Consider the following 13,851-nt stretch of genomic DNA (forward strand, 5'->3'; position numbering starts at 1 on the left):
CGTGGTGTGCGCCGCGGGGCTACAGGATCCGCAGATCCCGCGGGGTCGTCGTCAGCAACCGCGATCCGGTCTCGGTGACCACCAGGGTGTCCTCGATCCGTACACCGCCGCGCCCGGGCAGATAGATGCCCGGTTCGACGGTGACAGTTGCGCCGAGAGGAAGTGTACCGGTCGCCGTGGCGCCGATCGGCGGCGCTTCATGGATCTGCAGCCCCACCCCGTGGCCGAGACCGTGCACGTAGTACTCGCCGTAGCCGGCATCCTCGATCAGCCGGCGCGCCGCGGCGTCGACGTCGGCGAGCGCCGCACCCGGTGTCAGGGCGTCCCGGCCGGCCTGCTGAGCGGTGGCGACGATCTGGTAGATCTCGCGCTGCCAGGGCTGCGGCGGACCGAGGACGACGGTGCGGGTGATGTCCGAGTGGTAGCCCTGGTAGACGGCGCCGAAATCCATCTTGACCAGGTCGCCGGAGGCCAGGACGGCATCGGTGGGCCGGTGGTGCGGGACGGCCGAGTTCGGCCCGGCCGCCACGATGGTCTCGAAGGCGATGGCCTGCGCGCCGCGGGCGTACATCTCCCATTCGAGGTCGCGGGCCATCTGGCGTTCGGTGCGTCCCGGCGCCACCGCACCGCGCTCGAGCAGCGCGGCCAGGGCCTCGTCGGCGATGCGGCAGGCCTCGGTGACCAACACCACTTCCCCGTCGTCCTTGATCGCGCGCAGCCCGGTCACCAGTGCGGCGGTGGGCACCAGGTCCACGCCGGACAGCGCCTCGTCGTCGGCGAGGGCCCGGTACTGCGCGTAGCTGAGGGCGTCGGCGTCGAAGGCCAGGCGCAGTCCGGGCCGGGCCGCCGCTGCGGCGCGGGCAAGTTCGGCGACGGTGTTCCGGGCGATGCGGGCGGTCAGTTCCGGCGCCTGGGCCGCGACCTGTTCGGTGTAGCGGCCGTCGGTGCTGATCAGCGGGTCTTCGCCGGCGCCGTCCGCCCAGATCAGCACCGAGCCGTTGCTCCCGGTGAATCCGCTCAGGTAGCGCACATCGGTGAGGTCACTGACCAGCATCGCGTCGGCACCCCGCTCGGTGAGCAGGGCGGCAAGCGCCTGCCGCCGGTGGACTAAGTTCTGCGAAACAGCCATGTCCACATTGTTGTACACGTCTCACCGGGGTATGTTCTCCCCATGGAATCGTGGCTCTTGCGTGGCGTCGTCATGTCCATTGTGCAGATCGTCGCCCGTGTACTGCTGGGTGCGGCCGTCATCGCCTGGCCCGTCTCCTCGCCCACCTACCGCTGGCTGGCCATCGCCGCCGTGGTGCTGGTGGCGCTGCTGTGGGGCGGTGTGGACGGTATCCGCGATGCCCGCGCCAATCCGGATCCCGACGACTACGCCGACCTCACCGTCCGCTGGGTCAAGGCCGGCCTGCTGGCCGGCGTCGTGTCCTGCGTGGTCTGCTGGTTCCTGGGCACCTACTGGCTCAACGGGATCGGCCAGGCCTCGTTCTGGATCGAGCTCTTCGCCGGCACCTCGTTCATCACCCTGCTGGTCTTCGTCCCGGCGTTCATCGGTGCCAGCGTGGGCCGCGCGATCATCCGCCGCGAGCAGCGCAAGAACGAGACCGACGTCTGGGGCTCCGACGCCGAGACGGTCCCGGAGCAGCCCGCCGCGGTCTGACTCCTCCCCCGACCAACCGGAAAGGCCCGGACTCTTCACGAGTCCGGGCCTTTTCGCTGCGTATCCGCCGATCCGGGGTTAAGTACGTACGGCGCAGCTTCACGCGACTCCGAGACGTTCGCGCGACAGACCGGTCAGCCGCGTGAAGATCTGGAGGTCGCGTGAAGATCGCGGAGGCGGACAGCTCACCACCCGGACAGGAAAGTCCCCGATAGCGCGCACCATCGACGTCAGATCGATGGCACTGCCTATTGGGGACTTTCGCGTCAGCCGAGCGAGATGCCGGTGGCGGTGCCGGGGTCGCGGGCGATGGCCGAGTAGGCGGCGGCGATCAGCGACGGATCCGGGCCCTCCAGACGGCCCGGCTTGGCCGGTCCGTCGAGGATCACGAAGCGCAGCAGGCCCGAGCGGTTCTTCTTGTCCCCGGCCATCGTCTGCATCAGGTCGCCCAGCGCGTCGGCGTCGTAGCCGGTCGGCAGACCGACGAGCTCGAGGATGCTGCGGTGCCGGTCGGCGGTGACGTCGTCGAGCCGGCCCGCGGCCCGGCCCAGTTCGGCCGCGAACACCATGCCGACGGCCACCGCGGCACCGTGCCGCCACTTGTACTGCTCGCGGCGCTCGATGGCGTGGCCGAGGGTGTGCCCGTAGTTGAGGATCTCGCGCAGCGAGGACTCCTTCAGGTCGGCTGAGACCACATCGGCCTTGACCTGCACCGACCGCCGGATCAGTTCGGGCAGCAGATCGCCTGCCGGATCCACCGCGGCGGCCGGATCGGCCTCGATCAGGTCCAGGATCACCGGGTCGGCGATGAAGCCGGTCTTGATCACCTCGGCCAGGCCGGCGATGATCTCGTTGGGCGGCACCGTCTCCAGGGTCGCCAGATCCACCAGCACCGCATCGGGTTCGTGGAAGGAGCCGACCAGGTTCTTCCCCGCGTCCGTGTTGATGCCGGTCTTGCCGCCCACGGCCGCGTCGACCATGGCCAGCAGCGTGGTGGGCACGTGCACCACCCCGATACCGCGCATCCAGGTGGCGGCGACGAAGCCGGCCAGGTCGGTGGCGGCGCCGCCGCCCAGCGAGACCACCTTGTCGTTGCGCTTGAGGCCGATGCGGCCGAAGATCTCCCAGCAGAAGGCGGCGACCTGGAGATCCTTGCCCTCCTCGGCGTCCGGGATCTCCACCCGGTGCGCGTCGAAGCCGCGGTCGGCGAGGAACTCGCGGATCTGTTCGGCGGTGGCCTTGAGAGTGGGCTGGTAGACGATGGCCACCCGATCGGCACCGCGCACGGCCTCGGCCAGATCGCCGAGCAGCCCGCGGCCGATCAGCACCTCGTACGGGTCGGCGGCGTTGACGGCCACCCTCACCGGTTCACTCATGGGTCGGCTCCTCCTTGGGGTCGGCGGACGGGACCGGCGCAATGCGCGGGTCCGGCAGGGCGTTGAGGATCTGGTCGACGATCGTCGCGACGGCGACGGTCGCATCCACGGTGTGACCGGCCACCGCGCGGTAGGCGTCGACCCGGCCGGCCAGCAGCTCGCCGTAGCGGCCGGCCGGATCGGGGTCGCGCAGCAGAGGCCGGTCGGAGGCGGCCACCCGGGCGAACCCGGCGCGGGCGTCGATCTCCAGGTAGATCACGTGGTGGGCGGCGAGCGCGGTGGCGATCTCGGGTATGGTCACCGCTCCTCCGCCCAGGGCCACCACCCCGCGTTCGCGGCCGAGGACCTCGAGTACGGTCGCCCGTTCGAATTCGCGGAAGGCGGATTCGCCGTCGTCGGCGAAGATCTCCGGGATGCGCCGGCCGGCGCGCCGTTCGATCTCGGCGTCGGTGTCGACGTAGTCCACTCCGAGGCGGTCGGCGAGGGCGCGGCCGACCGTGGATTTGCCCGAGCCCATGAAGCCGGTCAGCACCGCCACCGGCCGATCGGCTCCGGCCGCCCCGACGGTCACGGCCGCGGGGGCCGGGCGGCGACGGCGTCGAGGTAGCCGCGCAGGTTGGCGGAGGTCTCGGGCACCGAGTCGCCGCCAAACTTCTCGAGCGCGGCCTGAGCCACGACGAGCGCGACCATCGCCTCGGCCACCACGCCGGCGGCCGGGACGGCGCACACATCGCTGCGCTGGTGGATGGCGCTGGCCGGTTCGCCGCTGGTCATGTCGACGGTGGCCAGTGCCCGGGGCACGGTGGAGATCGGCTTCATGGCGATCCGGACGCGGATGTCCTCACCGTTGGTCATGCCGCCCTCGAGGCCGCCGGCCCGGTTGGTCGACCGGAGCACCCCGTCGGGGCCGGGCACCATCTCGTCGTGGGCCGCGCTGCCGCGGCGACGGGCGGTGGTGAAGCCGTCGCCCACCTCCACACCCTTGATGGCCTGGATACCCATCAGTGCGCCGGCCAGCCGGGCGTCGAGACGGGTCTCACCGCTGATGTGCGAGCCGAGGCCCACCGGCGCACCGGTGGCCAGGATCTCGACGACGCCGCCGAGGGTGTCGCCGTCGCGCTTGGCGGCCTCGATCTGCTCGATCATCGAGGCCTCGGCGTCCTTGCCGTAGGCGCGCACCGGACTCTCGTCGATCGCGGCGAGGTCGCTGTAGCGCGGCGCCGGTCCGTCGTAGGGCTCGCTCGCGCCGATCGAGATGACATGCGAGAGCACCTCGATGCCGAAGACCTGGCGCAGCAGGTTGCGGGCGACCGTACCGGCGGCCACCCGGGCGGCCGTCTCGCGGGCGCTGGCCCGCTCGAGGACCGGACGGGCGTCGTCGAAGCCGTACTTGAGCATCCCGGAGTAGTCGGCGTGGCCGGGACGCGGGCGGGTGAGCGCGGCGCCGCGGGCGCTGGCGGAGAGCACCTCCGGATCCACCGGATCGGCGGCCATCACCTCCTGCCACTTGGGCCATTCGGTGTTGCCGATCTGGATGGCGATCGGGCTGCCCAGGGTGCGCCCGTGCCGCAGACCGCCGACGACGGTGATCTCGTCGGCCTCGAACTTCATCCGGGCACCGCGACCGTAGCCGAGGCGGCGCCGGGCGAGTTGCTCGGCGAGGTCGCTCGAGGTGACCTCGACTCCGGCGATCATGCCTTCGACGAGGGCGATCAGGGCGGGGCCGTGAGATTCTCCGGCAGTAGTCCATCGCAGCACGATGCCCAATTGTTCCAGAAGTGGTGCGCCGGGCGAACTTCAGGCTCGCCCAGCGACGATTTCACCGTCCGGCCCGGTGGCCGGGCGGCTCAGACCCACTGCCCGTACTGCGGATTCAGCACGGTGTTCAGGTCGACGGTGATGCCGTCGACGGTCTTCTGCCCTCGCTCCTGGCGCAGGTGGGCGCGCGGATGGGTGTACCCGGCGGGCGTGCCCCAGCCGTGCTGCCAGAACCAGGACGCCAACCCCAGGGAGGAGGCGAAACTGATGGTCGGGGCGTTACCGTAGACGCCGACCCGTCCGGGGCCGAGGACCGAGATCCAGCCGAGCAGGAACGGGGCCACCTGGGTCACCAGCTGGGTCTGGGTGGGGTTGTCGTCGATGGACGCGTAGATCGGTGCCGTCGCCGGACCACCGGCGGCGGCGTGCAGGGCCAGCGCCTGCCGGGCGTGGTCCACCCCGGCCGGGAAGCCGCCGAGCCAGTCGGCCGTGGCCGCCTTGCCGTACTGATAGCACGAGACCACGGTCAGTCCGGCCGCCCGCATGGCATCGGCCTCGCTGCGCTGGAGTGGTTTGCCCTTCATCCATTCGGCACCGGGACGGCGCTGGGAGACGTAACGGTTGACCCCCTGATAGCCGGCGTCCGCAACGGCGGCGGCCGTGGGGACGTCGGCGGCGTAGTCGAGGATCGTGCCCAGTCCGGCGGCTCTCGACGAGGGCGGCAACTCCGAGGAGCCGGCCGCGAGCCCGGCCAGGGTGTCGGCCGACGGGGTGTCGGCGCTCGCAAGGGCCGGCACGCCGGCACCGGCCGCCGCCAGGGCCACCAGGCCGGTGCCGGCGGCCAGTCCCGAGAACAGACGACGGCGGCTGACCGGTGTCCCGGTCGGGGTCGGGCGCGGCAAAGACATGCGGTCACCTCAGAGTCGACGACAATCGATCTCAACAGTAACTCAAATCACTTACATCACTCTAGTCACACCAGTAACAGGATGGTGGCGACGGCCAGCACGGGGCCGTGCGGCACCGACCGGCGGCGGGCGAGCGCGCACAGCACCAGCGTGCCCGCGGCGGCGAGGAAGCCGGCCAGCAGGATCCGGAGCGGATCGGCCAGCAGCAGCCCGCACGCCGCGGCGAGTTTCACGTCGCCACCACCGCACAGCCCGCGGTGAAAGCCCAGCAGATACGGCGCCGCCGCGACCGCACCCGAGATCAGTGCGGTCGGCGCCAGGGCTGCCGCGGCCACCGTCAGCCCGGCCAGACCGGGGAGCACCAGCCGGTTCGGCAGCAGGCCGGAGCGCGCGTCGACCCAGCCGAGCAGGACGAGCCAGCCCACGACGGGCCAGAACGCGATGCGGCTGAACGTCTCGGGCCAGATCTCGACGGCGGTCATGAGGCCCAGTGCACCCGGCGGCGCCGGAGCAGGCCAGGCCGGCATCCACAGCCTCGGCGCCGTCCACAGTGCCGCCACGGCCGGGTTGCCCGGACCGCCGCGCGGTGCGTGAGGTTCAGCCGTGCAGCGCGGCGGCCATCGCCTCGCGGGGTGCGGGCAGCCCGGTGAACTGCTCGACCTGGCTGTACGCCTGATTGAGCAGCATGACCAGGCCGCCGACCACCTTCCCGCCGGCGGCCTCGACCGCCGCCGCGAGCGGTGTGGGCCACGGGTCGTAGATGACGTCGATCAGCCGCGGCACGCCCGCCAGAGGATCGGCGAGCGCCGCGGCGGCCCGGGCCGGGACCGTGGAGATGCACACATCGGACGCATCGGCCACGTCGGCGATCGCGGCGGGATCGTCGAAGGCCACGAAACGGGCGGTGATCGCCAGCTGAGCGGCCAGTTCCAGGACGTCGGCCGCCCGGCCGGCATCCCGGGCGATCACGTCGACGGTCGTGATACCCCAGTCGGCGAGGGCGGCAACGGTCGGCAGCGCCGTGCCGCCCGCACCGATCAGCACGGCGTGGTCGGCCTCGGCCGGGAGCCCGGATTCCTCGAGTGCTCCGGTCATCCCGTCGATGTCGGTGCAGTCGGCCCGCCACCGGCCGTCGGGCAGCCGGACCAGAGTGTTGGCCGAGCCGATCATCTCCGCGCGGGCGGTGCGCTCGTCGGCGAAGGCCAGCGCGGCGAGTTTGCCGGGCATGGTCACCGAGAAACCGACCCACTCGGGGCCCGCCACGCCGACCCGGCCGGGAAGCTGTTCGGCGGTGGTGTCGAGCGCCTCATAGGTCCAGCCGGTGAGCCCGAGCGCGGCATAGGCCGCCCGATGCAGGTCCGGGGACCGCGAGTGATTCACCGGGGAACCGAGTACCGCCGCCCTGCGCGGCCCTGCTGCAGCCGGCATCACTCGCAACCGACGGACAGCAGCTTGTTCTCGCAGGCCACCTGGCGGTTCTGCTTGTGCTTGGCGAAGGTGTTGGCGAAGAGCGTGGTGCCCTCCTCGTCGACGGTCACGAAGTACAGCCACTTCCCCTGGGCGGGCTTCTCGACGGCCTGCAGTGCCCGCTCCCCGATCGCGCCGATCGGCGTCACCGGCAGTCCGTCGCGCTGGTAGGTGTTCCAGGCGTTCGCATCCTGGTAGTTGTCGCCGTGCACGTCGATGTCGGTGATGGCGGCCGTGTAGTTGACGGTCGAGTCCATCTGCAACTGCTGGTCCCTGGCGAGTCGGTTGAGGATCACCCGGGCCACCTTGGGATAGTCGTCGGCGTGCTTGACCTCGCGTTCGACGATCGAGGCCACGATCAGCGCGTCGTACGGCAGCAGCCCGGACTCGTTGGCGGTCAGCAGACCCCAGGTCTCCAGACGTGCGGAACTGCGGCTGATCAGGTCCTTGAGCATCTCGGTCGCGCTCAGCCGCGGGTCGATGTCCTCCCAGGTGCCCGGCGCGATCAACCCCTCGATGCGCCGGTAGTCGCCGGTGAGCTTGTCAACCGGTGCGGTGGCCCACTCCGGTACGCCGAGTTCGGCGGCGGACGTGCCGGCCGCAGCCTCCTGAAGCTGCTCGGTGCTCACCCCGTAGTGATCGTCGCCGGCATCCATAGTGGTCGCCTCGGACAGCAGAGCGAAGATCCCCGGGGTGGTCGTGCCGTCCGCGCCTTCTTTGGAATCGAGTTGCAGACCGTCGGGAATGACGATCCGGCCCACCCGATGGTCGTTGCCCTCCATCATGGTCACCGCGGTCTGCGCCGAGATGCCGGTGGGCAGGTCGTAGTAGCCGGCCGAGAGCGCACGGCCGTCGGCGGCGTCGACGAAGGCCCGCCGCGAGCCGACCACCCCCGCATCGGCGAGGATGTCGCCGAAGCTCTTGAGGGAGGCGTTCTCGGGGATGTGCACCAGCGCATGGGTGCCGCCGGTGGTGCTGTCGAAGTCCTTGCGGGAGTCGAAGACTCCCACGGCCCGCAGACCCAGCACGGCCACGACGATGATCACCGCCGCCACGGCCAGCAGGGCGAGCACCGCTTTGCGGTTGCGGTGCCGCACCGGCATCCGCTCACCGTCGGCCGCGGCCTCCTCGTCGGGTTCGGCCTCGAGAATGGTCGGCACCGCCGGATCCGGCGCCGGTCCCGGGGGCGGATCGTATTCGGCGAAGGCGGTGGGCTCCTGCTCGGCGAGCGGCCCCCAGCCGCCCGCATGGGCGACGGCCTCGGTGCGCGGCTCCTCGTCGACCGCGTCATCGAGGATGTCGAAGGCCGGGGCGGCCGGCGGCGCTACCGGCTCGGGCAGGGTCGGCGGCGCCGCGCTCTCGTGCTCACCGGTTTCGTACTCTGCGGCCCCGTACTCTGCGGCCCCGTACTCTGCGGCCGGTGGCTGGTCCCGGACCGGGTAGCGCACCGGCGCCGTCTCCGGTTCGCTGACCGGCGGCACCGGAATCGCCGCTGTGGGCGGCTCCGACGGCGGCACCGGCCGCTGTGGCTCTTCCCGCTGCGGTTCTGCCCGCTGCGGTTCTTCCCGCTGCGGTTCTATCCGCTGTGGTTGTGCACGCCGTGGTTCTGCCCGCGGTGCTTCCGTCGGCTGCTGGGGGGCCGGTGGCGGGGTGACGGGTGGCTCGGTACTGCGGTACCGCACCTCGATCGGACCGAAGGACGACTGCGAGTAGTCGATCTCCAGGTAGGGATTGGGCGAGTACGCCGGCCGCTCCGGCCGCCGGTACTCCTCCGTCGGCTCCGGCAGCTCCGGGTCGGTCCGCACCACCGGAATGCTGCCGGTGGTGGTGGGATCGCCGGGTGCACGGCGGCGCCGGTGCCGGCGGGCCGGCGCAGCGGCGTCGTCGTCGAGCGCGAACCGCCGACGGATGTCGTCACCGTCGCCGTTGCCGTGTCGTGCCCTGCGCGGGTTGTCCCCTCGGTTCGGAGTTTCGTCAGTCACCTGCGAGTCGTCCCTGTCCTTGAGAAGCCGATTGCACGTCGAGCCATCCCTGAAGGATAGCGACCGCGGCGGCCTGATCGATGACGGCTCGCGCAGACTTTCCCTTCCGGCCGCTCGCCCGCAGGGCGCCCGCGGCCGTCACCGTGGTGAGACGTTCATCGTGGTAGATCACCGGAACCGGGTCCACCAGCGCGGCCACCCGGTCGCCGAAGGCCTTCGCCGAAGCCACCGCGACACCCTCGGTGTTGCGCAGCGTGCGGGGCAGACCGACGATCACCGCCAGCACCTCGTACTCGGCGGCCAGCGCCGCCACCCGCTGCACGTCGCCGTCGCCCTCGGTGCGCTGCACGGTCTCCACCGGCGTGGCCAGGATGCCGTCCGGGTCGCAGACCGCCACGCCCACCCGGACCGTTCCCACGTCCAGGGCCAGCCGTCTGCCGCGCGGGGTGATCACCGGGCGCCGACGACCTCTGCCACGCGGGCCAGCGCGGCATCGATGCCGTCCGCGTCGGTGCCCGACCCCTGGGCCAGATCCGGCTTGCCGCCGCCACGTCCGGCCACCAGCGGCGCGATCTCCCTGACGATGTCGCCGGCCTTGAGACCGGCGCCGCGCGCCGCCTCGGTGGTCGCCACGGCGAAGGGCACCTTGCCGTCAGCCGCGGAGAAGAGCACCACGACCGCATCGCGGTCGGCGACCCGGCCGCGCAGATCGGTGGCCAGGGTGCGCAGGCCGTTGGCGTCCACGCCGTCGGCCACCCGCCCGGACACCACCAGCGTGCCACCCACCGTCCGGGCCTGGTCGATCAGCCCGGAGACCGCCGCACGCGCCTGCTCGGCCCGCACGCTCGCCAGTGCCTTCTCGGCTTCCTTGAGCCGCACCACCAGCTGCTCGACCCGGTCGGGCACCTGCTCGCTGGGCACCTTGAGGCTCGAGGCCAGACCCGCCATCAGGGCGCGTTCGCGCGAGAGATAGCGCACCGAGTCCATGCCGACGTAGGCCTCCACGCGCCGCACACCGGAGCCGACGGAGGATTCGCCGATCAGGGTGACCGGCCCCACCTGTGCGGTACCCGAGACATGCGTGCCGCCGCACAGCTCCATCGAGAACGGGCCGCCCATCTCCACCACGCGCACCCGATCGCCGTAGTTCTCGCCGAACAGGGCCAGCGCACCCATCGCCTTGGCGGCGGGCAGATCGGTCTCGAAGGTGTTCACGGTGAAGTCGGCCTCGACGGCCTCGTTGCTGATCCGCTCGATCTCCTCGCGCTGGGCGTCGGTCAGGCCCGAACCCGAGTGGAAGTCGAAGCGCAGGTAGCCGGGCCGGTTGAGCGAACCGGCCTGGGTGGCGGTGGGCCCGAGGACCTGCCGCAGCGCCGCATGCACCAGGTGGGTGCCCGAGTGGCCCTGGGTGGCGCCGTGCCGCCAGGGGCTGTCGACGGCGGCGAGCACCTCGTCGCCCTCGACGATCTCGCCCTCCTCGACCACCACCCGGTGCAGCCAGACCTTCTTGCCCACCTTCTGGACGTCCTTGACGGCCAGCCGGGCTCCGGCACTGGTGGTGATGGTGCCGATGTCGGCGAGCTGCCCGCCCGATTCGGCGTAGAGCGGGCTGCGATCGAGCACCACCTCGATCTCGGCGCCCGCGGCCGCGGCCGGCACCCGCACGCCGCCGGAGATCAGGCCCAGCACCCGGGCCTCGGAGACCAGTTCGGTGAAACCGGTGAACTCGGTGGGGCCGCGGTCGAGGAATTCGCGGTAGACGGTCAGGTCGGCGTGCCCGGACTTGCGGGCGTTGGCGTCGGCCTTGGCCCGGCTGCGCTGCTCGGCCATCAGCTCGGCGAATCCGGCGCGGTCGACCTCCAGGCCGGCCTCGGCGGCCATCTCCAGGGTGAGGTCGATCGGGAAGCCGTAGGTGTCGTGCAGCACGAAGGCGTCGTCGCCGGACAGTTCCGACTTCCCGGCCGCGCGGGTGGCGGTGGCCGCCTCGGCGAACAGCTTGGAGCCGGAGGCGAGGGTCTTGGCGAAGCTGGTCTCCTCGGCCACCGCGGTCACCAGGATGTGCTCGCGCTGCTCGGCCAGTTCCGGGTACGACGGGCTCATCAGGTCGATCACCTCGGCGATGATCTTGGCCATGCTCGGCTCGGTGGCACCGAGCAGCCGCATCGAGCGCACCACGCGCCGCAGCAGCCGGCGCAGCACGTAGCCGCGGCCGTCGTTGCCCGGCACCACGCCGTCGCCGATCAGCATGGCGGCGGTACGGGAGTGGTCGGCGATGACCCGGAAGCGGACGTCGTCGTCGTGGTGGCGCTGCGCCTCGGCCCCGTTCGCTCCGCTCTCGGCGACCACGCCGTAGCCGCGGCCGGTGAGTTCGGAGGCCAGGTCGATCACCGGCTTGAGCAGGTCGGTCTCGTAGACATTGTCCACACCCTGCAGCAGGCAGGCGACGCGTTCGATGCCCATGCCGGTGTCGATGTTCTTCTTCGGCAGCGGGCCGAGGATCTCGTAGTCGTCCTTGCTGGTGCCCTTGCCGCGCTCGTTCTGCATGAACACGAGGTTCCAGATCTCGATGTACCGGTCCTCGTCGGCCTCGGGGCCGCCCTCGACGCCGTATTCGGGGCCGCGGTCGTAGAAGATCTCCGAACACGGACCGCACGGCCCGGGTACGCCCATCGACCAGTAGTTGTCCTTCATGCCGCGCCGCTGGATGCGTTCGGCGGGCACGCCGATCTCCTCGTTCCAGATCGCGAAGGCCTCGTCGTCGTCGAGGTAGACGGTGGGCCAGAGTTTCTGCGGGTCGATGCCGTAGCCGCCGTCGTCGACACTGCCGGTGAGCAGGCTCCAGGCGAACTCGATCGCCTCACGCTTGAAGTAGTCGCCGAAGCTGAAATTGCCGGCCATCTGGAAGAAGGTGTTGTGCCGGGTGGTGATGCCCACCTCTTCGATGTCCAGGGTGCGCACGCACTTCTGCACGCTGGTCGCGCGATCGTACGGCGGGGTCTGATCGCCCAGGAAGTAGGGCTTGAACGGCACCATGCCCGCATTGACGAACAACAGGTTCGGATCGTCCAGGATCAGCGAGGCGCTCGGCACCTCGGTGTGACCCGCCCGGATGAAATGATCCAGGAAGCGCTTGCGGATTTCATGCGTCTGCACGGGGCTGAACGTCCTTCGTCGACTGTCGGTGTGGCACGGAACCAACTATTCGGGCCAACTGATTGGGGAATCAGCGTTCGAGTCTACCGCCGCCCTCCTCGGCGATCACCCGCCGCCCGGCCCGAGTTCCGCCGTCGGGGTCAGCGTTTGCCGCTGCCGGAGACGATCCGCCGCACGATCGACCGGAGCCGGCCCACTCGCGGGGTCAGCTCGCGCTCGAAACCGTGATCGGTGGGCCGGTAGTAGTCGCGCCCGACCAGCGGATCGGGCGCATACTGCTGGGCGACGACCCCGCCGGCCACATCGTGCGGATAGCGGTAGCCCACTGCGTTGCCCAGGTTCTTGGCCCCCTGGTAGTGGCCGTCGCGCAGATGAGGCGGCACGGTGCCGATCCGGCCGGCCTGGACGTCGGCCATCGCCTCGCCGATCGCCTGGACCACACCCGGGGACTTCGGCGCCGTCGCCAGATGGATGGTGGCCTGCGCCAGCGCCAGCTTGGCCTCTGGCATCCCCACCAGCGCCACCACCTGGGCGGCGGCGACGGCGCTCTGCAGAGCGGTCGGGTCGGCCATCCCGATGTCCTCGCTGGCGTGCACCATCAGTCGCCGCGCGATGAACCGGGGGTCCTCCCCCGCCACGATCATCCGGGCCAGGTAATGCAGCGCCGCATCCACGTCGGAACCGCGGATGGATTTGATGAACGCGCTGATCACGTCGTAGTGCTGGTCGCCGTCGCGGTCGTAGCGCACCGCGGCCCGGTCCACCGCCGCCTCCACGTCGGCCACACTCACCGGCACCGGCCCGGCGTCCTCGTCGGCGCCGTCGAGCAAGACGTCGGCGGTCGCCTCGAGCGCGGTCAGTGCGCGCCGGGCATCGCCGCCGGCCACCGCGATCAGATGGTCGAGCGCCTCCTGCGTGAGCTCCACCGCGCCGTCCAGTCCGCGCGGATCGGTGACCGCCCGGGTGAGCACCTCGGCGATGTCCTCATCGGTGAGCGACTGCAGGTGCAGCACCAGGGACCGGGACAGCAGCGGTGCGACCACCGAGAACGACGGATTCTCGGTGGTGGCGGCCACCAGCAGCACGATCCGGTTCTCCACGGCGTCGAGCAGCGCGTCCTGCTGAGTCTTGGAGAAGCGGTGCACCTCGTCGATGAACAGCACGGTCTGCTGCCCCTGGGCGAGCCGGCGGCGGGCCACTTCGATCACCGCACGGACTTCCTTGACTCCGGCCGAGAGCGCCGAGAGCGCCTCGAACCGGCCGCCGGTGGCCCGGCTGATCAGCGAGGCCATCGTGGTCTTCCCGGTGCCCGGCGGACCGTAGAGCATCACCGACGATGCTCCGGAGCCCTCGATGAGCCGCCGCAGCGGCGACCGCGGCCCCAGCAGATGCTGCTGGCCGACGATCTCGTCGAGCGACTCGGGCCGCATCCGCACCGCCAGCGGCCGGCCCGGCGCGGGCCCCGTTCCGGCGGCGGAAGGGGCATCGGCGCCGGTTCCGGTCTCGGCGAACAGGCCGGGATCGTCGTCGCTCATGCTGGGTTG

At 71.2% G+C, this 13,851-nt stretch carries 12 protein-coding genes; 1 reads left to right on the plus strand and 11 read right to left on the minus strand.

Annotated features, from left to right (window positions below):
• Nucleotides 1-19: 19 nt before the first annotated feature.
• Nucleotides 20-1,129 carry a M24 family metallopeptidase gene (locus ACJMNC_RS00815; protein ID WP_408946061.1) on the minus strand — a complete coding sequence of 370 codons (1,110 nt, stop codon included), beginning with the start codon at nt 1,127-1,129 and terminating at the stop codon, nt 20-22.
• 42 nt (nt 1,130-1,171) lie between these two features.
• On the opposite strand from ACJMNC_RS00815, the gene ACJMNC_RS00820 reads away from it, so the two are divergent.
• Nucleotides 1,172-1,663, plus strand: a complete 492-nt coding sequence (locus tag ACJMNC_RS00820) for a B-4DMT family transporter (protein WP_408946062.1) — start codon at nt 1,172-1,174, stop codon at nt 1,661-1,663.
• A 266-nt stretch (nt 1,664-1,929) separates the two neighbouring features.
• Here ACJMNC_RS00820 and aroB read toward each other — a convergent pair whose 3' ends face one another.
• The 10 genes from aroB to ACJMNC_RS00870 form a co-directional block, all read right to left on the minus strand.
• Nucleotides 1,930-3,039 carry a 3-dehydroquinate synthase gene (aroB, locus tag ACJMNC_RS00825; protein ID WP_408946063.1) on the minus strand — a complete coding sequence of 370 codons (1,110 nt, stop codon included), beginning with the start codon at nt 3,037-3,039 and terminating at the stop codon, nt 1,930-1,932.
• On the minus strand, nt 3,032-3,577 hold the full coding sequence (locus tag ACJMNC_RS00830) for a shikimate kinase (protein WP_408946064.1): 546 nt from the start codon (nt 3,575-3,577) through the stop codon (nt 3,032-3,034). The genes aroB and ACJMNC_RS00830 overlap by 8 nt, the downstream gene beginning before the upstream one ends.
• Before the next feature lie 29 nt (nt 3,578-3,606).
• Nucleotides 3,607-4,815: a chorismate synthase gene (gene aroC, locus ACJMNC_RS00835; protein ID WP_408946443.1), complete on the minus strand. Its 1,209-nt coding sequence runs from the start codon at nt 4,813-4,815 to the stop codon at nt 3,607-3,609.
• Nucleotides 4,816-4,886: 71 nt separating this feature from the next.
• Nucleotides 4,887-5,705, minus strand: coding sequence for a DUF1906 domain-containing protein (locus ACJMNC_RS00840; protein WP_408946065.1), 819 nt, complete (start codon nt 5,703-5,705; stop codon nt 4,887-4,889).
• 65 nt (nt 5,706-5,770) lie between these two features.
• Nucleotides 5,771-6,187, minus strand: a complete 417-nt coding sequence (locus ACJMNC_RS00845) for a prepilin peptidase (protein ID WP_408946066.1) — start codon at nt 6,185-6,187, stop codon at nt 5,771-5,773.
• Between the two features lie 115 nt (nt 6,188-6,302).
• Nucleotides 6,303-7,133: a shikimate dehydrogenase gene (locus ACJMNC_RS00850; protein ID WP_408946067.1), complete on the minus strand. Its 831-nt coding sequence runs from the start codon at nt 7,131-7,133 to the stop codon at nt 6,303-6,305.
• A complete protein-coding gene (gene mltG, locus ACJMNC_RS00855) occupies nt 7,133-9,154 on the minus strand; it encodes an endolytic transglycosylase MltG (protein WP_408946068.1) in 2,022 nt (673 codons plus the stop codon). The genes ACJMNC_RS00850 and mltG overlap by 1 nt, the downstream gene beginning before the upstream one ends.
• Nucleotides 9,147-9,608 carry a Holliday junction resolvase RuvX gene (gene ruvX / locus ACJMNC_RS00860; RefSeq protein WP_408946069.1) on the minus strand — a complete coding sequence of 154 codons (462 nt, stop codon included), beginning with the start codon at nt 9,606-9,608 and terminating at the stop codon, nt 9,147-9,149. The genes mltG and ruvX overlap by 8 nt, the downstream gene beginning before the upstream one ends.
• Nucleotides 9,605-12,307 (minus strand): alanine--tRNA ligase, encoded by a 2,703-nt coding sequence (gene alaS / locus ACJMNC_RS00865; protein ID WP_408946070.1) that lies wholly within the window; start codon nt 12,305-12,307, stop codon nt 9,605-9,607. The genes ruvX and alaS overlap by 4 nt, the downstream gene beginning before the upstream one ends.
• A 140-nt stretch (nt 12,308-12,447) precedes the next feature.
• Nucleotides 12,448-13,842, minus strand: coding sequence for a replication-associated recombination protein A (locus ACJMNC_RS00870; protein ID WP_408946071.1), 1,395 nt, complete (start codon nt 13,840-13,842; stop codon nt 12,448-12,450).
• Nucleotides 13,843-13,851 lie beyond the last annotated feature (9 nt).

The organism is Gordonia sp. VNK21 (assembly GCF_046098115.1).
In the GTDB taxonomy this organism is placed as follows: domain Bacteria; phylum Actinomycetota; class Actinomycetes; order Mycobacteriales; family Mycobacteriaceae; genus Gordonia.